Source organism: Humibacter sp., from assembly GCF_035547335.1.
Taxonomy (GTDB): domain Bacteria; phylum Actinomycetota; class Actinomycetes; order Actinomycetales; family Microbacteriaceae; genus Humibacter.
Genome location: NZ_DASZVF010000042.1, coordinates 1 through 19,810 on the forward strand (window position 1 = coordinate 1; position 19,810 = coordinate 19,810).

Below are 19,810 nucleotides of genomic sequence, written 5' to 3' on the forward strand. Positions count from 1 at the left end.
GCATGGCCGCCCGGGCACCGCGAGGTCAGGCGCTGAGGGCGTCGACCGCTTCGGCGATCACGTCGGCGACCGCATCGGGGCGGGAGACGCTGAGCGCGTGCGAACCTCCGGAGACCTCCCGCACGCCGCGGCCTTGTGCCCGCTCCGCGCCCGCGCGGTGCTCGGCGACCGGGATGTTGAGGTCTTGGTCGCTGAAGACGAACCAGGACGGCGTCGTCTTCCACGCGGGAGACTGCGTGGGCAGCGGTTCCGTGAGCGCGGCCTGCGTGACGGGTCGCTGGGTGGCCGCCATCAGCTCCGCGACGTCGGCCGGCACGTCAGCGGCGAACTGGTGCCGGAACAGGTCCGGCCTGATGACGAACTCCACGCTGCCGTCCGCCAGCTGGTGCTGTGCGAGCGCGTCGCCGAGCGTGCTGCCGGGGAACTCTCCGGAGAGCTCGAACGCGGTCTGCCCGTGATCGGGCACGAACGCGTTGACGTAGACCAGGCCGATGACGGCGGGGTTGTCGGCCGCGGCCTCGGTGATGACGAAGCCGCCGTACGAGTGTCCGGCGAGCACGACGGGTCCGCCGACGGAGGCGATCACGTCGCGCACGTAGGCGGCGTCGGAGGCGACGCTGCGCAGCGGATTGGCCGCGGCGAACGCCTCGATGCCGCTGCGGTGCAGGCGCTCGATGACGCCGTTCCAGCTCGCCGATTCGGCGAAGGCGCCGTGCACCAGCACGACGGTGGGTTTCTGAGCATTCATGGTTCGTTTCTCTTCCTCTAGTGGATGGGTGTCTCGGGCTGAAGGCGGTGGATGTTCCTGGCTGATTCGCGTCGTGTCAGTCGGTGCCGAGCGCCTTGCGGAGCACATGGACGGCCTGCTCGACGGCGGCCGTCGTCGCGGCGCTCGACCGCAGGGGGTTCAGCATCATGAAGTCGTGCACGGTCGCGTCGTACCGCACGAGAGTGGTGCGCACGCCGGCCTGGATGAGCTTGCGACCGTAGGCCTCGCCCTCGTCACGGAGCACGTCGTTCTCGTCGACGACCACGAAGGCCTCGGGGAGCCCGGAGAGCTCCTCCGGTGTCGCGCGGAGCGGGGATGCCGTGATCTGGGCACGAGCCGCGGTGTCCGGCAGGTAGGCATCCCAGAACCAGGCCATCGCCTTCGCTGTGAGGTAGACGCCCTCGGCGAAGTCGCGGTAGCTCTCGGTGTCCTGGCCGGCATCCGTGACCGGGTAGTACAGGGACTGGTGGCGGAACGTCACGTCGCCGCGCTGCTTGGCGAGGATGGCCAGAACGGCCGCCATGTTCCCGCCGACCGAGTCGCCCGCGACGACGAGCCGCGAGGCGTCGAGTCCGTGCTCGCCGCCCTCGGCGACGATCCACCGCGCAACGGCGTAGCCCTGCTCGATGGCGACCGGGTGGTGCGCCTCGGGGGAGCGCGTGTACTCCACGAAGACGACTGCGGCCCTGGCACCGACGGCCAGTTCTCGCACCAGCCGATCGTGCGTGCCGGCGTTGCCGAGAACCCATCCGCCGCCGTGCATGTAGAGGATGGCGGGAAGCGTGCCGCTCGACCCCTGGGGCCGCACGATGCGCACACGGACGTCGCCGACCTCGGCGGGGACGGTGAGCCACTCCTCGTCGACGTCGAGTTTGTCGATCGGGGCGGACTGGAGATCGTCGAGCACCTTGCGCGCGGCGTCGGTGCTCAGCTGGTAGACGAAAGGCGGGGTGGATGTCGCGTCGACGATCTCCTGCGCCTCACGCTCGAGAGCCGGTTTCTGCATGGTCGTGATTCCTTCGATTCGTGCCGGATGTCGATGAAGCCCGAGCCGTGGCGTGCGGTCCGGACTGCAGCTATGACCGCGGTGCGCAGCAGCCTGTGACGGGAAGCCGAGTATTCGTCGAGACCGTTGTGGCGACCGGGCCGGTTGTCGCCTGCGACTCCTCATCCTCAGATTCCTCGTCGATTCGGGCACCTAAACGCCCCGTGCCTGAGGCAGGAAAGGCGTGCGGTCAGCGGCACCGGTTCCAGTGCGCGAGCTTCTCGGCCGCCATCACGATCCACACATCGCACACCCGATCGCTGTCGGCGTCGAGCAGGATCGCGGCGGCCACCTCGTCGTTCCTCCGCGCGATGAGCCCGGGTGTGCCGTTCATCGATCGGAGCTCGAGCTCTCGCGGCCCGCCGCCCAGGGCGAGGTCGATGAGCTGCAGAGCCTCGCTCACCCCGTTCGCGGCCGACCCGGTTCCTGCGACCTCGCCGCCGCTGTCGACGACGACCCGCACGTCGTCCGAGAGCAGCGCGGCGAGGAGGCGGGCGTCGCCTGAGGCGCAGGCCGAGCGGAAGGCTTCGACCAGAGCCGGTTTCGCCGGCTCATGACCGACTCGCCCGCTCGATGCTCCGCTCATGCGTTCGTTCCTCACCGACACCATCGTCATTGTGCTGCACGGGCACCATCCGGTCCTCGAAGAAGAACTCGGACAGCCTCGCTCGCACTCTGTCTCCGAGATGCAGGTGCCCGTCGTCGTCCGGATGCGCAGCGATCGGCACGTAGTCTCCGGCGCTGCTCAGACGCAAGGCCTCAGGGGCATCCACCGGCCGATGGATCTCCACGTACTCGCCGCCGGGGAGTCGCACGATGCGCCCGGTCTCGTAGCCGTGCAGGAGGATCTCCTGGTCTTTGCGCTCCAGTCCGATGGCCACCCGCCGGGTCAGGATGAATGCGGCGATCGGCCCGACCACGAGGGTCACCTGAAGCAACACCACGACGGACTCGACCGAAAGCCCGAAGTGCGTGGCCACCAGGTCGGCGCTGCCCGCGCTCCACAGCACGCCGTAGAACACCACGCCTGCCACGCCGATCGCGGTGCGCACCGGCACGGTGCGCGGGCGGTCGAGCAGGTGGTGCTCCCGGTGGTCGGCCGTCACCCACTCCTCGGCGAATGGATACACCAGCACCGCGAGCAGGAACAGCCCGACTACCGCGAGCGGAACGAGCACCGAGAGCGACCAGGTGTGGCCAAGCCAGACGAACTCCCAGCCGGGAGGCACGAGCCGCAATGCGCCGTCGAGGAACCCGGTGTACCAGTCCGGCTGGCTGCCGGCCGACGCGGCTGCAGGGTCGGAGGGTCCGTAGAGCCACACCGGGTCGACCGTGACGAACGCCGAGACGAGAACGAGCATCCCGACCACGAGCGCGAACAGGCCGCCGTTGCGCGCGGCGTGGTTCGGCCACAGCGGAACGCCGACGACGATCCGCTCGCTTCGCCCTTGTGCCGGGAACTGGGGCGGTTTGTGGAACCACGCGCTTCGGGCCCGCAGCACGAGCAGCAGCACGAGGAGGGCGGGCACGACGGCCACGTGCAACGGGTAGAGGTGCTCGATGATCGAACCGGGGAACTCGCCGCCGAACAGCAGGGACGAGAGCCAGGTGCCCATGACGGGGATGCCGAGCACGATGCCCTGCGTGATGCGCAGGCCGGTGCCGGAGAGCATGTCGTCGGGCAGCGCGTATCCGCTCCAGCCGCCCGCCAGGGCGACGATGAGGATGCCGAACAGCAGCACCCACATGCCCTTGCGCGGCCGCCGGAACGCTCCGGTGAAGAACGTGACGAGCAGTTGCAGGATGATCGCGGCAGGCAGCAGGAGCGCCGCCCAGTGGTGCGCCTGGCGCAGGAGCATCCCGCCGCGCACGTCGAACGACAGGGCGAGCGTCGAGCGCAGCGCCTGCGACATCGTGGATCCGTGCAGCGGCGCGTAGCTGCCGTCGTACCGCGTGAGAGATCCGGACGGCTGGTAGAAGAACATCAGCGCGATCCCGGTGCCGAACACCACGACGACGCACGCGAGGGTGACGATGCCGAACAGGTTCGTCCAATGCACGGGGGCGTGCCGCCGTCGCAGCTCCTCCCGGAACGCGATCACACGGCGTCCGGTGACGGAGTCGGAGATGGCGCGCGACATCCGCTGCGTGACGGAGGCCCGTGGCCTGCGGTTCACGCGCATCAGAGGCTCGGCTCGTAGACGCGTGCGCGTGCGGGGTCGCGTCCGCTCTCCGAGTGGGAGGCGGGCACGGTGGCGTGCGTTGCCGAGGTCCGATCGTCGCTGCGGGAGGCGGCGACGCGGCCTCCGTCGAGGAACGCTCGCCGCGGATGCTGCACCGAGATGAGCGAGATGATGTCCCGGCCGAAGAACACGGCGCTGGCCCACACCAGCAGCACACGCACCTTGCGCTCCCACGTGGGGATGGCCAGCACGTGGTATCCGCGGTGCATCACCCAGGCGAGGAACCCGGTGATCACGATGCGCTTGTACTGGAAGATCCCCTTGCCCAGTCCGAGCGTCGCGACGACGCCCAGGCTGTGATGCACGTAGTCGCGCGGGAGCTCGCCGTGCAGCACGGCCACGATGTTCTTCGCCAGCAGCGTGCCCTGGCGCACGGCGTGCTGCGCGTTCGGCACCGTTCGGGCGCCTGGCACATCGGATGCGAGGTCGGGGATGGCCGCATCGTCGCCGGCGGCCCACGCGTCGGGCACCGGGGCATCCGCAGTGCCGACGCGCAGGTCGGCCCTGGTCACGATCGACCCGCGCTCGTCGGTCGGCAGGTCGGTGTGGTTGGCCACCACCGGGTTCGCTCCGTTGCCCGCCGTCCAGACCGTGATGTTGGAGTCGAACTCCTCGCCGCTGGAGAGCACCAGGTGCCCGTTCTCGGCGGAGAGCAGCTGGCTGCCGAGGTGCACGTGGGCGCCGCGTTCGGTGAGCGAGCGCACCACCCAGGCCCCTGGCTTGTCGGTGACCTCGGGCAGGATGCGATCCCTCGCCTCCACGAGGTGGAACGACAGCTCGGGGAAACGCAGCTCGGGATACGACCGCAGCAGTGCCGTCGCGAGCGACAGCAGTTCGGAGAATCCCTCGACGCCCGAGAAGCCGCCGCCGACGAACGTGACCGTGAGCAGCCGCGAACGCTCGGGGCCCGGCGGCAGCATGGACGCGCGGTCGAAGGCATCCAGCAGGCGGTCGCGGATCGCGACGGCCTCCTCGACGTGCTTCATGCCGATCGCGTGGTCCGAGAGACCCGGAATGGGGAACGTGCGCGTGATGGCGCCGGCGGTCACGACGAGGATGTCGTAGGTCATGGTGAACGCGTCGCCGGCGCGCGGCTGAAGCGTGGCCGTCTTGTCGGCGTGACGGATGTCGGTGACGGCGGCATGCAGGATGCGCGTCCTGCGCAGGTGGCTGCGCAGCGAGATCGCCGCATGTCTGGCCTCGATCGAACCGGCAGCCACCTCGGGAAGGAACGGCTGGTAGGTCATGTAGCCGCGAGGATCGACGACGACGATCTCCGCTTCGTCACGTCGCAGTCGCTTCTCCAGCTTCCATGCCGTGTAGAAGCCGGCGTATCCGCCGCCGACGATGAGGATCTGACGCATGGTGTGCCTCCTGTCTCGTTAAGAAAGACCGGAGAGCAGGCGGAAATGTGACGGATTGCCGCCGACGAGCTGCGACGGGCCGGGCCCCACGACCAGCGGAGGGGCGGTCGTGGAGGGCCTCGGGCCTAGGCGAGCTGCAACGCCGAGAGCTTGGCCGGGTTGAGCACCCACAGGAGCTGCTGGATGCCGTCGGAGGTGGCATCCAGCGTGACGACGGCGAACACGCTGCCGTCGCGCTCGATAGCGGCAGCTGGGGCGCCGTTCGCCTCGAACGGGCGCACCGTGGCATCCACCCAGAAGCGGTCGGCGAACGCGTGGTAGAACTTCGCCGCCGTCTCACGGCCGCGCACGGGGATGCGAGCCGCTCCCCTGATGCCGCCGCCGTCGGAGTAGGTGACGACGTCCGCGGCGAACAGGTTCTCGAGCCGGGCCATGTCGCCGGAGCGCGCCGCAGCGAGGAACGCGTCGAGGAACTCCCGCCTGCGCTCGGGGTCCACCTCGTGCTTGGGTCGCTCGGATTCCAGGTGCTTGCGAGCCCTGCTCACCATCTGGCGTGCCGAGGCCTCGGAGGTCTGCACGATGCGCGCGATCTCGGAGTACGGGTAGTCGAACGCCTCGCGCAGCACATAGGCGGCCCGCTCGGTCGGCGGCAGCTTCTCGAGCAGCACGAGCACCGCGATCTCGAGCGCCTCACCCGTCTCGGCCCCGAGCAGAGGGTCCTGGCTCGTGTCGACGGGCTCGGGGAGCCACGGCCCTACGTACGTCTCGCGACGGGCTCGTGCGGAGGTCGCGGCGTTGATCGCCAGTCGCGTGGTGGTGGTCGCGAGGAAGGCGGCCGGGTCTCGCAACTCGGACTTGTCGTAGTTCTGCCAGCGGATCCAGGTCTCCTGCACGATGTCTTCGGCATCGGCGACCGTTCCCAGCATGCGGTAGGCGATACCGAACAGACGACGCCGAACGGCGGCGAACGTCTCGGTCGCGTACGCGAGGTCGTCGCGTTCGGTCTCGGCGGACATGCCTCGATGGTATCCAGGTGGGCGAGGACGGCTCATGTCCGTCCTCGCCCACGCGGTCAGCGAGCGGATTGCGCGTCCAGCCAGTCCTCGAAGCGCGTGGTGCCATAGAGGTGCTCGTTCACGCTGGGGTCGTTGCCCGGCGTGAGGGAGCGGTCGTCGACGACGCCGCCGAAGTAGCCGGCATCCGGATCCGTGACGACCATGCGCGCGTCGCCGCGCGCTTGCAGGATGCGAGTGGCGGCCTCGGCAAGCCGCAGCGGCTCCGGACCGGCCAGCTCGATCACCTCGTTCGCCGGCTCGCGCGCGGCGATGTCCGCGAGCGTCGCTGAGACATCCGCCGCCGCGATCGGCTGCATGAGCACGGGCGAGAGGCGCGCGGTGTCACCGGCCGTCGCCCCGTCGATGAGAGCGGGGATGAACTCGAAGAACTGGGTGGCGCGCACGATCGTGTACGGAACCCGGCCCGACTTCACGATGTTCTCCTGGACGACCTTGGCGCGCATGTAGCCGATGTCGGGCATGCGGTCGGCGCCCACGATCGAAAGAACGATGTGGTGGGCGACGCCCGCGCGCTCCGCTTTCTCGACGAGGTGGGTCGTCGACTTCTGGAAGAAGTCGAGCACGGGGCCGTCCTCGAACGACGGCGAGTTAGGGATGTCCACCAGCACGTCGGCACCGCTGAGCGCCGCGGCCAGTCCTTCGCCCGTGACGCTGTCGACTCCCGTCGACGGTGAGGCGGGGACCACGTCGTGGCCCTTCTCACGCAGGATCTCGACGAGCCTGCTGCCGATGAGGCCCGTGCCTCCGACGACGACGATCTTCATGGTGGTCCTTCCGAGTCGCAAGGGAACGGGGGGATCCGTTCCGTCACCAACTCCGACCGAGGAGCGTTCGGATCTGTGACAGCTCCGCCCGTTCCGGTGCTCCGCGACCGGTCCTACGCTTCCGACCCGACCCACCCGGAGCAACGTGGTGCGAGCCGTTCACCGCAGGCTGGCGTGATGCGAGAGGTGCCTGGCCCGCGTGGCGGTCTCCGCGCCGTCGCCGGGTTCGGCCGCTGTCCGGGGCGGGTTGCGGATGCCGACGGCAGCCACCAGCCCGCCGACCGCCGTCGCGATGGCGGCGGCCGCCACCAGCGTGCGGAAGTCGGCCACGTTCCCGAGCACGGAGCCGCCCGCTGAGCCTGCGAGCGCGACGGCGATCAGCCCGGCCACACGGGAGACCGCGTTGTTCACGGCGGAGGCGATGCCCGACCGCGCGCTCTCGACGGCGCCGAGCACGGTGGCGGTCAGGGGTGCGACGGTGATGGCCATGCCGAGGCCGAAGACGCAGACCGCGGGAAGCACCTCGGTGAAGTAGTCGGCGTGCTGACCGATCCGCAGCATGAGAGCGAAGCCGCCGCCCGCCACGAGCGGGCCGATCGCCATCAGGATGCGAGGCCCAACCCTGGCGCTCAGCCTGCCGAACGACGCCGACAGGGCGATCAACAGGATGCTCGACGGCACGGTCGCGAACCCCGCGAACGTGGCCGAGTAGCCCGCGCCCTGCTGGAGGAACAGAGCGAGAGCGAACGTGCCGATCCCGAGCCCGCCGTACACGAACGCGGTGGAGACGTTGCCCGCGGCGAAGTCGCGGATGCGGAACAGGCCGAGCGGTAGCAGCGGGTGCGCCGAGCGACGTTCCCAGAGCAGGAAGACCCCGAGCGTTGCGGTGCCGACCACCATCGCGGCCAGGATGACGGGCGATCCCCAGCCGTAGGTGGGGCTCTCGATCAGCGCGAAGATCGGGAGGCCGAGCCCCACGGTCGCAAGCACGGCTCCGATCACGTCGACGCGGGCATGCGCGCGGCGGGGTGGGTCGGCATCCAGCCGGCTCAGCAGCACGAGGGTTGCCACGATCGGCAGCACGTTGACACCGAACACCCAGCGCCACGAGAGCGTGTCGACGAGCACGCCGCCCAGGATCGGGCCGGCGATGCTGGCGACGCTCGTGATCGCCGTCCAGGTGCCGATCGCCTTGGTCTGCTCCGGGCCGTCGAACGTGCCGAAGATGAGCGCGAGCGAGCTCGGAACGAGAAGGGCGCCGGCAACGCCCTGCACGCCGCGGGCCGCGATCAGCGCGCCGATGTCGGGGGCGACGGCGCACGCGATGGACGCGGCGCCGAATCCGAGCAGCCCCCAGAGCAGGATCCGCTTGCGCCCGAAGAGATCGGACAGCGACCCGGCCAGCAGGATGACCGAGCTCAGGCTGAGCAGATACGCGTCGACGACCCATTGCTGTCCTGCGAGGCCGCCGCCGAGCTCACGGTCGATGGCAGGGAGCGCGACGTTCACCACGCTGCCGTCGAGGAACGCGATGAACGACGCCAGGATCGCGACGGCCAGCACGGTTCGCTTCGCCGACCGGCCCATCATGGCCGCACCCTCGGTGCGCGTCGAGGTGGCGGCGACGGCGCCCCCGTTCGGCCGGCCCGCCGGGGTCGGATGCGCATCGGTGTCCTGATCCGCCATGGGATCCTCCTCATCGTCGTGTCGCTGTCACGGCCGCACCGCTCGTGAGCGAGTGCTGCCGTCATCGGCGGCTCCCGGGTCCGGGAACGGCGCGCGGCCTCCTGCTCAGACCGAGTGCGGCTCCGAACTGTGACGCTCCGTTCCGCCGACCGTCTTCCTCCGACCGGCTCCCGCCGGCTCGACGGCCCGGCTGAAAGGGCGTGTCACAACCCAGACCGGTAGCCGGTCATAGCTCTCGTCGGCCGCTCAGCGCCGGCACACGCGTGACACGACGGTCGAGCGACGCGCGACCGAGACACCGCGCGAGACGACCGCGACACGACCGAGGGAGAACCGCATGAAGATCGTCGCCTTCGGGTACAGGGCATCCCATCGACGGACAGGCAGAGCCGGCCGCCCGCGATCGGACGGCGTCGGCATCATCGTCGGATCGGGGCACGACGCGTTCCGCGGCGAAGACGGAGGTGGCGCATCGACTGCAGCGACGTGAAGACGCCGTGATGGCGGCGACCTGACTCGTCGTCGTCACGGTTCAGGCAGCATCCATGGCGGCTGGGCAGCGCCCCCGCCCTTGCGGGTTCCGCGCCAGGTGGTGAGAGCGACGGAACGGATGCTGCCGGTGAGGGATGCGCGGCCGAGCCGCGAGGTGAGAGCGGGAGCACCGGGTTTCAGGCGGCCTCTCCCCTGGGCATGCGCCAAGCAGAACGTGGCTGGTCCCACCCGCCGCCGGGCATCCCTCAGACCCCGCTAGCGCGCCGACCGGACAGCGGAAGGGGAGCCCAGCGCGTTGCTGGGCCCCCTTCCGGTTCTGCTGGTGCTGTGGCTACGCCTTGGCGTTGCCGCGGCTGCGGCGCAGGAGCAGGAAACCGCCTCCGGCAAGGAGGAGCAGCAGACCGCCGCCGAGGGCCGGCCCCACAACCGTTGATCCGGTGGATGCCAGCGCTGCGGTGCCCGGCTTGCTGCTTGCCGATGTGGCCGGGGCCGGTGTGATGGGTACGTCCACGGCCGTGCGGTTGGAGCTGACGGTCTGCGCGGTCGACGTGGTGCCTGTAGCGGTGCCGTTCACGATGAGTGTCCTGCGTCCCAGGTCGGACGCGACGGTGGTGTAAGTGGCCGTGCACTTGACCGACTCTCCGGGGGCGAGGACTGTCCCGCTTGGGCACACGATGTTCGACAGAGTGCCGCCACCGTTGAAGTCGCTCGCCGTTACTGCCGGGTCCGTGATGGTCACGTTGCCGGTGTTGGTGACGGTGAAGGTGTATTTCACGGCCATACCTGCGGTGTCGATGGAGTCGACGTCGGCAGATCCGGTGAGACTGAGCGAGGGCTTCTGCGTCGCGGTTACCGTGATCGGGGTGGCGGTGCCGGTGACCGGGACTGTTGCGGCGGGTGCCGTGCCCTCAACGGTCGCGCTGTTGTCGATCGAGCCGGCGTCGACGTCAGCCTGCGTCACCGTGTACGACGTGGTGCAGACCTCGTCGCCCCCGATCGCAAGCGTCGTCGAAGGACAGTCCACCGGCGGCAGCGTTCCGGTACCGGTGAATCCGGTCGCGGCGTCGTCGGAGACGCCGACTCCGCTCAGAGGGACGTTGCCGGTGTTCGTCACGTCGAACGAGAACTTCACAACCTGGCCGGCTGCGTCGACCGAGTTGACATCCGACGTCTTGACAACAGCGATCGAGGGTGCCGGCGGCTGGGTCGTGACGGTCGACGTGTTGTTCGTCGTGTCCGAGTCCGCTTCGTTCCCGATCACGGAGGCAGTATTCGTCAGATCGCCGGTCAGGCCCGCTGGAACGTCCACGTTGACCTTGTAGGTGACGGAATCGCCGGCATCGAGCACACCACCGAGACAGGTGACCGTGGTGCCGGTGACGGTGCAACCGGGTGAGGCGGTGGTGACGTTGGTCAAGGGCGCCGGAACGGAATCGGTGACGACGTAGCCGCTGGATTGCCCGGGCCCGTGGTTCGTGACCGTGAGGTCGTACTCGCCGGTCGTCTCCGGGGTCAGTCCCGTCGGGTTGGTCTTGGTCAGCGCGAGATCCGTGTCCACACCAGGGGTGGATGCCCCATCATTCGTGGTGTTGGCCGGACCCGGATTCGCCGAGACGAGCGTGAACGTCGGGGCAGCCGAAGCGGCATCCGCGACAGCGACCTGGTAGATCGTGCCGGAGTCGTTGTACGAGAAGCCGAGGTTCCCGTTCCCGTAGGTCCAGGCAGCACCACCCTGATCCGTCGGGTCGGTGCTGAAGTCCGTAGCGAACGGGAGCGTGAAGCTCGTCTGGGTGCCTGTTACGGGGTCCGTGCGGCTGATCTTGTTCAGCCCCATCGCCCAGAAGTAGCCGTCAGCGTACGCGTAGTCCTTGCCCGCGGGCGTCGATGAGTGCACAGTCGACACCGGAGCGCCGGTGCTGACGTCGATCGCTTGCAGCCCGAGCGAGCCATTCAGCACATACAGATAGTTGTTCGGGCCGAACGCTCCGATCAGCGCACCGGTGTAGGTCAGGTTGCCGATCCGGGTGATGGTGCCGTCGGAACCGATTCTGATGAGCGCGTTCGCCGGGATCGTCCCATTCGTGGTCTGCGTGATCGCGTACAGGTAGTTGTCGGCGGGGTTGTAGCCGACGGCGTTGTACGTGAGATCTGCGGTGCCGATGCCCTGGAAGCTCGCACTGCCGTCTGACCCGACGACCGTACGCGAAAGGGTGCTCGGCGTACCTTGCGCAATGAACACGGTAGGCACCGACGGATCGAAAGGTGCATCCGTCGCGGCCTGTGCCGGCGCCGATGCAAGCGCGCCCCCCACAAGCAGCGCCGCGCCTGTCATCACGGCGACAGTGGCAGTGGTGAGATGCCGGCGCGTGTCGCGGTAGGTGGTGGATCGGAATACGGATAGGAAGCGAGTAGTGCGACGATGCGTTGGCAAAAGGTCCCCTGGTCGGCTCGACGCCGGGCCCGTTGGGCCCAGGCAGCTGGCCTGCCCATCCTTGCGGACCGTACATAGACATGTCTGTCCCTCTATAGCCACACGCATCGCAGGCCCTCCTCCCGCGCCTTCGGCCCACAGCGCTTTCACCGTGGCATCACCGCGTCACGGAGCAGTTGCACCATCTCATCACGTCGGCCGCGCGCGCCTGAACCGTGGCAGGAGCGACCGCGCGCTGACGTTCCAGAGCCATGCGATGAGGAGGGCTCCGGCCGCTCCGGCCAGCACGCCGCCGACGATGTCGCTCGGGTAGTGCGCGCCCACGTAGAGCCGGGACCAGCCGGTGACGGCGACGAACAGGATGCCGAGCACGGTCGCGACGACTCGGGATGCCGTGCCGCGGCACACCATGATGACGGCGGCCGTGAGCGTGACGACGAACACCGTATGGCCGCTGGGATAGCTGAGCGTCGCATGCGTGACGTCGAGCCGGTGGCTCACCGCCTCCAGTGGCGGCCGCACCTCTCCCACGACGGCCTTCGGGATGAGGCAGAGCACCCAGCCCGCGCCCGCGATGATCACCGCGGCGACGGCTCTCCACCAGGAGACGAATATCCCGGTGAGTACGGCGAGCAGGGCGATCAAGACCGCGATGACGGTGACCGAATCGAGTCGGTCGAGCCCTTTGGCGACGGCGTCGAAGACGGGGCTGTGCATCGCGTTCAGCGCGCGGTCGACCGCGAGCTGCGATGCGAGCCATCCGGTCGCGGCCTTCGCGGCGAAGCCCAGTGCGAAGGTCGCGGCCCAGAGCACGAGCGCGATGACGAGCGTGCCTCTCGGGATGTCGACGAGTGGCGGCGCGGCCGGCCGATGTGCGGACATCCCGCCATTCTGGCCGCTCGCCGGTCACGGAACGCCAGCGAGCTCCACGTGTCGTCTGCGAGTCCGCACAGGGGCGCCGGCGCCGACATTCGAGACGGACGCGTGACTCGAGACGAGGCGCTGGGTTGAAGGCGCACCACCGATCGTCCGGGCGGCAAGGTTAGCGGGTGGAGGGTTCCCTGCCTAGCCCACGCGCATCCCGCCTGGCCTGACGTAGCGTCGATCGTGGCGGGCGCTACCGAGCGTGGGATGCCCCGCTTGCGACGGCCGGAACGGAGGGGAGTTCGTGGTGAGCGACGCCATGGCGGACCCGGTAGGGCAGAGCGCCGGGGCGGTGGGGCGCATCCTGCTCGTCCGTCACGGCGAGAGCACGGCGAACGTCGCAGCAGGCAGGGCCGAGCGCGCCGGGCTCGAGACCATAGCGGTGGAGGGCCGGGATGCCGACGTGCGGCTCACCGAGCTCGGCAGGCGTCAGGCGGCGACGGTGGCGGATGCCCTTCGCGCCCAGCTCGAGGGACGCCCGCTGTCGGATGCCCGCGTGTGGTCCTCGCCGTACCGTCGCGCCATCGAGACGGCGAAGATCGCGACCGGTGCGGGTGTGGATGTCGATGCGCCGCACGGTGATGACGACGGCTTCCTGCTCGACGAGCGGCTGCGCGATCGCGAGCTCGGCATCCTCGACACGCTGACGACGCTCGGCGTCGAGACGAGGCTCCCCGCCGAGGCGGCGCGACGACGCTGGCTCGGCAAGTTCTACTACCGTCCGCCGGGAGGCGAGGCGTGGACGGATGTCGCGCTGCGCATCCGGTCTTTCCTGCGGGACGCCCTGCCAGCGGAGAGCGATTTCGCCGGCTCGCAGCCCACGGACGCGAGGCCGCTCATCGTCTTCACGCATGACGCCGTGGTGAGCGCGTTCGCCTACGTGCTGCTGCGCCTGGATGAGACGCGGCTCAACAGCTTTCTGGCCGAACGGGTCGTGGGCAACGCATCCATCACGAGCTTCGTCTCGGATGCCGCAGGCGGATGGAGGCTCGAGTCGTTCGGCGACGCGAGCCACGTCGAGGCGGCCGGAGTCGCGGCGACCGAGCACGCCGGAACGGAGCACGATGCGTCCTGACGTGACCGAGGTCGACAGGCAGCTGCTCGCCACCTGGCCGCTGCCGGAGCCCGACGGGTCGAAACTGTCGCGCGGAGACGTGCTCGTCATCGGAGGCGCGCGTCGGAGCCCCGGCGGCGTGCTCCTCGCGGGCCTGTCAGCGCTCCGGGTGGGGGCGGGCCGGCTGAGCGTGGCCGTGGCGTCGTCGGTCGCACCGACCATGGGGGTGGCCGTGCCGGAGGGCGGCGTGCTCGCGCTGGAGGAGACCTCCGATGGGCACGTTCGCGGCCGATCGGTGCGTGCGTACGCCAGCGACATCCGGGGAGCGGATGCCCTTCTCGTCGGTCCGGGGCTCGACGACATCCGGGAGGCCAGGCGGATGCTGTCGGCGCTCTCCGGAATGCCCGGCGACCAGTGCACCGTGGTGCTGGACGCCTACGCCCTAGGCGCGCTGAGCGGCAGGCATCCACGTCACGTGTTCCCGAACGCCGTGCTGAAGCCGAACGAGAGCGAGGCGGTCGTGCTGCTCGGCCGGGAGCTCGAGGATCTCGTGGACGACACGGCCGAGCTCGCCGAGCGATACTCAGCGGTGGTCACCTGCATGGGCGTGATCGCGGAACCCGCCGGCGCGGTGTACCAGGTGCCGCAGGCCGGACCCGGGCTCGGAACGTCGGGCAGCGGCGATGTGCTCGCCGGCGCCATCGCCGGACTCGCGGCCCGCGGATGCCCACCGCCCCAGGCCGCTGTGTGGGGCACCTACCTGCACGCGAGGGCCGGCGAATCGCTCGCGCATTCCGTCGCGCCCGTCGGCTATCTGGCGCGGGACATCTCCGAGCGCCTTCTTTTCGAACTGGGCGCCGTCACCTCGCAGTAGCCGCCGCGACGCCGGCGCTGGCCGCCGCGACGCCGGCACGGCATGCGTCAGCGTGGAGCGCGGTGGCAGTGGCTTCGGATGCCGCCGGTGCAGTCAGGACTCCACGCCGGCGTCGGCGGCGAGCTCGTTCGCTGCCGCATCGTCGATCTGCCACACGACCAGCTCGGGCGCATCGTCGGCGAGCTCCGACCGCACGACCGCCTCGGCCACCTGCGACGCGTACGCCACGACGGCGCACTTGCCGGGAGAGAGGATGCCCGCCACCTGCTTGCGCAGGCGCCGCTCAGGCGTGTCGTCGTCCTCCGCGATGCGATCGACGATGGCTTCGACCGTCCCGCCGACGGCCGCGCCCGCCAGGGGCGTGGTCAGCAGCGAGCCGAGGATCTGGGCGAAGGATGCGGCATCCCGCTCGCTCTCCGGCGCGACCGGATCGTGCGGCGCCGTCGTGAGGTCGAGGTGGCCGTCTTTCGCCACGAAGATCCAGACCAGGCCCGTGAGATTCAGCAGGGCGGCGCCGTGCAGTTCGCGGATCCGCTCGAATACTCTGCGCGATGCCTCCTCGTCATCGAATGTGCTGCTGATCAGGGTCGCTGCCATGGTCGCCTCCGGATGCTGGGCGCGGATCGTTGTCGTCGCAGAGCGCGGCGAGCGATCGCGCACCGCGCCGAGAATCCGAGCTTCGCGCCCGCGACCGCCCAGAACAAGGGCTTGCCTACGCGGCCGGCCACGGGTGCGGTCTCGTGTCGCTGTGGTGCGGCCGCCGACGCATGCGACCTCGCGTCGGTGGGCCGCGGTCGTTGACGCCATCGCCTGTCGGTATCGTGCGACCGCCGACGCAGCCGGGCGTCGCACCGAAGCGTCGGTCGAGGCTCACGGCGATCTCACAGCGTGGGCGGCGGCATCCGGGAACTTCTGTCATGACACCCGTGTTCCCTCTCATGTAAGGAGTGCACGATGAGCAACTACCGCAAGGACGAAGCCGCGATCTCGCGGCTGAGCCGCAAGCAGTTCGACGTGACGCAGAACGGCGCTACCGAGCGCGCGTTCACGGGTGAGTACTGGAACAACCACGAGCCCGGCATCTACGTCGACGTGGTGTCGGGCGAGCCGCTGTTCGCGTCGACCACCAAGTACGACAGCCATTCGGGATGGCCGAGCTTCACCGTTCCGATCGACCCCGAGAACGTGGTGCTGAAGCAGGACCGCACGTTCGGCATGGTGCGCACGGAGGTGCGTTCCAAGCACGGAGACAGCCACCTCGGCCACGTCTTCGACGACGGGCCCATCGACCAGGGAGGACTGCGCTACTGCATCAATTCGGCAGCGCTGAGATTCGTGCCGCTGGCCGAGCTCGAGCAGCGCGGCTACGGCGAGTTCCTCGCCCTGTTCGGCGAGGGCGACGTCGCCGAGACGGATGCTCCGCAGCAGGCGGAGAATGAGACCAACGACAAGAAGGAGATCGTGTCATGACGACCGAGCGAGCCATTCTCGCCAGCGGATGTTTCTGGGGAGCCCAGGAGCTTCTGCGTAAGAAGCCCGGTGTGATCTCCACACGCACCGGCTATTCGGGAGACCCCAACACGCCGAACGCCACCTACCGCCACCACGGCGATCACGCGGAGTCCGTCGAGATCATCTTCGACCCCGACGTCATCTCCTACCGTGAGCTGCTGGAGTTCTTCTTCCAGATCCACGACCCGTCGACGAAGAACCGCCAGGGCAACGACATCGGTCGCAGCTACCGGTCGGCGATCTTCTACACGACGCCCGAGCAGGAGCGCGTCGCGCGCGACACGATCGCGGATGTCGACGCATCCGGTCTCTGGCCGGGCAAGGTCGTCACCGAGGTGGAGCCGGCGGGCGAGTTCTGGGAGGCCGAGGAGGAGCACCAGGACTACCTGCAGAAGTATCCGGCCGGATACACCTGCCACTGGGTGCGCCCCAACTGGCGCCTGCCGCACCGCGAGGCGCAGACCGCGTAGCAGTCGGCACCGCTAGCGGTACCAGCGGGTAGCGGTGGCACTGCGTAGCGGTGGCACTGCGTAGCGGTGACGCCGCCTCGCGGTGACGCCGCACGCGCGGCCTCCGCCTCCCGATGCGCCGCACTTTTCATGATCCGCCGTACGGAAATCACGCTTTCCGTACGGCGGATCGCTTCATTTGCGGTGCATCCTCTGTGGCCCACGGACGGGGATGTCTCGGGCTCAGGCCGGAATGGCCGAGATGAGCCCCAGTCCGACGCTGATGCGATCGGCGGTCTCGATGGCTTCCTCCGAGAGCGCCTCCAGATCGTGGTCGCGTACGGCGGTCAGCCGACCGGAGAGATTGTGTTGCCGGCGACGGTGCCGATCGCGCGACTGTTGCCGGTCGCGCCTTTGTCCGGTCTCGGACTGGCCCAGTATCTCCATGTGGACGCCACTGGTTCTGCGCGGGTAGTTCGTTCTGCGAGGTAGTTCGCGGACAAGCATTGCGTGCCGAGTTCAACTCGTGTTAACTGCCATTCAACACGAGTTGAACAAGGGAGTTCCATGCAGCGCATCATCCTGGACACGGACCTCGCCATGGGTGCGCCGGGGTCGGACGTCGACGACGGATTTGCACTCGCACTGGCGCACGCCGACGACGAGATCCAACTCGACATGGTCACCACGGTGAACGGCAACACCGACGTCGAGTCGGCCACGGTGCTCGCACTCGACTTGCGGCGTCGACTCGGCATCGATGTGCCGATCTACCGAGGAGCATCGGCCCCGCTGACTCATCCCGAGCGCGTACGCACGCCGCCGGACCATGTCGTGGCGAACTTCGGGGTCGGTCTCGAAGCCGACGACGGATACGCAGCTGTGGAGATGGTGCGTCATGTCCTGGCACACCCAGGCGAGATCACGGTGGTGGCGATCGGGCCATTGACGAACGTGGCGGCCGCCATCGCCATCGAGCCCGCCTTCGCGTCGAAGGTGAAGGAGCTGGTCATCATGGGCGGGGTGTTCCTCGGCACCATGAGCAACCGCGAGATGCCCGGTGAGTTCAATGTCTGGGTCGATCCCGAAGCAGCCGAGGCCGTTCTCCGATCGGGCATCAAGCAGCGATGGGTGGGACTCGACGTCACCCTGAAGGTGCGGCTCACCCGAGACCACGCCCGGCAGCTGAAGGAGAGCCCCGCGGACTTCGCCCAACTCGCAGGCGAGTCGACGCTCTCCTGGATCGACTTCCTTCAGCAGCGAAACCCGGGTGACCCTCTGCTCGCCGACTCGTGCGCCATGCACGATCCGCTTGCCGTCGCCGCGGTCGCGCATCCCGAGTTCCTCACCTGGAACGACGCAGCGGTGTCCGTCGTCACCGGTGACGGCGTCGCTCGCGGCGTGATGGTCGCCGATCTTCTCTATTCCACACAACCTCCTCAACCCAACTGCACCATCGCCACGGCTGTCGATTCCGACAGCTTCACGGAGTACTTCCTCCGGTCGCTCTCCTCGCTCTGAGCGACATTCGCCTCCTGGCACATCCACCCTCCTCAGACACCCAATGAAGGGAATGTCATGCACCTCGCACACCAGCGCCGTTCGCGGCGCCTGATAGCAGCACTGGCGATAGCGGCTGCCAGCGCACTGACGCTCGCCGGATGCTCCGGCGGTTCCGGCTCGTCGACATCCGGTGACTCGGTCGCCGTGCCGAAGACCGATCCCAAGGCGACCATCAAGGTTCTGAGCATCCTCGATCTCAAGACCGACAACATGCAGCCCGTCGTGGACGCCTTCGAGAAGGCGCATCCCTCGATCAAGGTCAAATGGCAGACGGTGCCGTTCGACAGCCTCAACAGCACCGTCGACTCCCGCGTGGCCAACAAGGGCGGTGACCCCGACGTCTACTGGGCCGACCAGCCGCGCATCTCGGCTCTGGCCGCCAGAGGCGAGGCCGCCGATCTGACGGGTGCGTTCTCCAAGTACAAGTCGTCGTTCGACAAGACGGCGTACGACTCGGGCCTCTACAACGACAAGCTCTGGGCGCTGCCCATCGCGAACTCGACTCAGCTCCTCTACTACAACAAGGACCTTCTGGCGAAAGCCGGCGTCACTCCGCCGTCCGCATCGGTTGAGCAGCGCAGCACTTGGGAGCAGATCGTCGCGGATGCCGCCAAGGTCAAGGCTGCCGGCGCGCAGTACGGTTTCGCGTTCGGTCAGTTCGACAGGTACTACCAGCTCGAGCCGCTGCCTGTGCAGCTCGGCGGCTCCGTCGGGGCCACCGGCAAGGGCAATCTGACACCCGACATTACCTCGAGCGCGTGGGTCAAAGCGTTCGACTGGTACGGCTCGATCTTCGCGTCCGGGGTCGCGCCGCGAGGCATGACCCCCGACCAGACCGACCCCGCGTTCGTGGCGGGGAAGATCGCGTACATGGTGGAGGGTCCGTGGCTCCTCCCTGAGCTGCAGTCCTCCAAGGTGAACTGGGGTGTCGCGCCGCAACCGGCGTTCGAGAACGGCAAGCCCGCGACCCCCGATGGCTCGTGGTCGCTGGCGGTGAACCCGTTCAGCAAGGAGAAGGCCGCAGCCGCCGTCTTCCTGAAGTGGATGGCCATCGACGACGGAAGCGGATACATCAAGTACAGGTCCAACCCGGAGCTGCCGGCCAACGTCGACGGCAAGAGCGTCTACTTCGCCAAGGACGTCTTCGCTTCGCCTGCGGGCAAGGATGCGGCCAAGATCATCGACTACGAGACGTCGAAGACGGCCGTGAACCGGGTCTCCACGATCGGGTACATCGAATTCGAGTCGATCCTGAACCAGGCATTCGCCGACATCCGCAATGGCGCCGACGCGAAAACCGCACTGGACAAGGCGTCGTCGCAGTTGAAGACGGCGTGGGCGAAGTACAAGTCATGACGACTTCGCTTCACCGGGTGAAGCGGGCTGCGCCGACGCGTCGGCGCAGCCCCTCCCGGGCCCCGTGGCTCTGGGTCGTCGTCTTCTTGGCACCCGCGGTCGTCTCGTTGGTGTTCCTGCGTGTGGCTCCCACGATCGGCGCCATCGGGTCGAGCCTCTACAAGGCCTTCCCGGGAGGCCTCGTCCCGGCGACCTTCACCGGCCTGGG

19 protein-coding genes and 1 pseudogene are annotated in these 19,810 nt (G+C 68.7%); 8 read left to right on the forward strand and 12 right to left on the reverse strand.

All coding sequences use genetic code 11. The features are described 5' to 3' along the window. Positions 1–25: 25 nt before the first annotated feature. From VHB92_RS08880 to VHB92_RS08915, 8 genes are all read right to left on the reverse strand, one after another. A complete protein-coding gene (locus tag VHB92_RS08880) occupies positions 26–748 on the reverse strand; it encodes an alpha/beta hydrolase (protein ID WP_325453390.1) in 723 nt (240 codons plus the stop codon). A 76-nt stretch (positions 749–824) separates the two neighbouring features. Continuing rightward, on the reverse strand, positions 825–1,775 hold the full coding sequence (locus tag VHB92_RS08885) for an alpha/beta hydrolase (protein WP_325453391.1): 951 nt from the start codon (positions 1,773–1,775) through the stop codon (positions 825–827). A gap of 229 nt (positions 1,776–2,004) precedes the next feature. Then, positions 2,005–2,400, reverse strand: a complete 396-nt coding sequence (locus VHB92_RS08890; protein ID WP_325453392.1) for a hypothetical protein — start codon at positions 2,398–2,400, stop codon at positions 2,005–2,007. Continuing rightward, positions 2,366–3,997 carry a cytochrome b gene (locus VHB92_RS08895; protein WP_325453393.1) on the reverse strand — a complete coding sequence of 544 codons (1,632 nt, stop codon included), beginning with the start codon at positions 3,995–3,997 and terminating at the stop codon, positions 2,366–2,368. The genes VHB92_RS08890 and VHB92_RS08895 overlap by 35 nt, the downstream gene beginning before the upstream one ends. Then, positions 3,997–5,421: an NAD(P)/FAD-dependent oxidoreductase gene (locus VHB92_RS08900; protein WP_325453394.1), complete on the reverse strand. Its 1,425-nt coding sequence runs from the start codon at positions 5,419–5,421 to the stop codon at positions 3,997–3,999. The genes VHB92_RS08895 and VHB92_RS08900 overlap by 1 nt, the downstream gene beginning before the upstream one ends. 125 nt (positions 5,422–5,546) lie before the next feature. Next, on the reverse strand, positions 5,547–6,437 hold the full coding sequence (locus VHB92_RS08905; protein ID WP_325453395.1) for an RNA polymerase sigma-70 factor: 891 nt from the start codon (positions 6,435–6,437) through the stop codon (positions 5,547–5,549). Between the two features lie 56 nt (positions 6,438–6,493). Beyond that, on the reverse strand, positions 6,494–7,261 hold the full coding sequence (locus VHB92_RS08910; RefSeq protein WP_325453396.1) for an SDR family oxidoreductase: 768 nt from the start codon (positions 7,259–7,261) through the stop codon (positions 6,494–6,496). Positions 7,262–7,420: 159 nt separating this feature from the next. Further along, positions 7,421–8,947, reverse strand: coding sequence for a DHA2 family efflux MFS transporter permease subunit (locus tag VHB92_RS08915; RefSeq protein ID WP_325453397.1), 1,527 nt, complete (start codon positions 8,945–8,947; stop codon positions 7,421–7,423). 337 nt (positions 8,948–9,284) lie between these two features. Here VHB92_RS08915 and VHB92_RS08920 point away from each other — a divergent pair, with 337 nt between their 5' ends. Continuing rightward, on the forward strand, positions 9,285–9,437 hold the full coding sequence (locus VHB92_RS08920; protein WP_325453398.1) for a hypothetical protein: 153 nt from the start codon (positions 9,285–9,287) through the stop codon (positions 9,435–9,437). Between the two features lie 333 nt (positions 9,438–9,770). Here VHB92_RS08920 and VHB92_RS08925 read toward each other — a convergent pair whose 3' ends face one another. Both VHB92_RS08925 and VHB92_RS08930 read right to left on the reverse strand, forming a co-directional pair. Further along, positions 9,771–11,687 carry a DUF6923 family protein gene (locus tag VHB92_RS08925; protein WP_325453399.1) on the reverse strand — a complete coding sequence of 639 codons (1,917 nt, stop codon included), beginning with the start codon at positions 11,685–11,687 and terminating at the stop codon, positions 9,771–9,773. Positions 11,688–12,059: 372 nt separating this feature from the next. Further along, positions 12,060–12,752: a phosphatase PAP2 family protein gene (locus tag VHB92_RS08930; protein ID WP_325453400.1), complete on the reverse strand. Its 693-nt coding sequence runs from the start codon at positions 12,750–12,752 to the stop codon at positions 12,060–12,062. 289 nt (positions 12,753–13,041) lie between these two features. Here VHB92_RS08930 and VHB92_RS08935 point away from each other — a divergent pair, with 289 nt between their 5' ends. Further along, positions 13,042–13,869: a histidine phosphatase family protein gene (locus VHB92_RS08935; RefSeq protein WP_325453401.1), complete on the forward strand. Its 828-nt coding sequence runs from the start codon at positions 13,042–13,044 to the stop codon at positions 13,867–13,869. A gap of 1 nt (position 13,870) precedes the next feature. Next, positions 13,871–14,722 (forward strand): ADP/ATP-dependent (S)-NAD(P)H-hydrate dehydratase, encoded by an 852-nt coding sequence (locus VHB92_RS08940; protein WP_325453402.1) that lies wholly within the window; start codon positions 13,871–13,873, stop codon positions 14,720–14,722. A 93-nt stretch (positions 14,723–14,815) separates the two neighbouring features. Here VHB92_RS08940 and VHB92_RS08945 read toward each other — a convergent pair whose 3' ends face one another. Then, the gene (locus VHB92_RS08945) at positions 14,816–15,319 is read right to left on the reverse strand and encodes a DUF1269 domain-containing protein (protein ID WP_325453403.1); all 504 of its coding nucleotides are present in this window, start codon (positions 15,317–15,319) and stop codon (positions 14,816–14,818) included. Between the two features lie 357 nt (positions 15,320–15,676). On the opposite strand from VHB92_RS08945, the gene msrB reads away from it, so the two are divergent. Then, a complete protein-coding gene (msrB, locus tag VHB92_RS08950; RefSeq protein WP_325453404.1) occupies positions 15,677–16,192 on the forward strand; it encodes a peptide-methionine (R)-S-oxide reductase MsrB in 516 nt (171 codons plus the stop codon). Beyond that, a complete protein-coding gene (gene msrA / locus VHB92_RS08955; RefSeq protein WP_325453405.1) occupies positions 16,189–16,704 on the forward strand; it encodes a peptide-methionine (S)-S-oxide reductase MsrA in 516 nt (171 codons plus the stop codon). The genes msrB and msrA overlap by 4 nt, the downstream gene beginning before the upstream one ends. 222 nt (positions 16,705–16,926) lie before the next feature. Here the strand turns inward: msrA and VHB92_RS08960 are convergent, their stop codons facing one another. Beyond that, the gene (locus tag VHB92_RS08960; RefSeq protein ID WP_325453406.1) at positions 16,927–17,130 is read right to left on the reverse strand and encodes a hypothetical protein; all 204 of its coding nucleotides are present in this window, start codon (positions 17,128–17,130) and stop codon (positions 16,927–16,929) included. A gap of 120 nt (positions 17,131–17,250) precedes the next feature. Here VHB92_RS08960 and VHB92_RS08965 point away from each other — a divergent pair, with 120 nt between their 5' ends. The 3 genes and pseudogenes from VHB92_RS08965 to VHB92_RS08975 form a co-directional block, all read left to right on the forward strand. Beyond that, a complete protein-coding gene (locus VHB92_RS08965; protein WP_325453407.1) occupies positions 17,251–18,204 on the forward strand; it encodes a nucleoside hydrolase in 954 nt (317 codons plus the stop codon). 57 nt (positions 18,205–18,261) lie between these two features. Beyond that, positions 18,262–19,602, forward strand: coding sequence for a sugar ABC transporter substrate-binding protein (locus tag VHB92_RS08970; protein ID WP_325453408.1), 1,341 nt, complete (start codon positions 18,262–18,264; stop codon positions 19,600–19,602). Then, positions 19,599–19,810: pseudogene (locus tag VHB92_RS08975) on the forward strand (hypothetical protein); the annotation flags it as partial. The gene VHB92_RS08970 and the pseudogene VHB92_RS08975, both read left to right, overlap by 4 nt.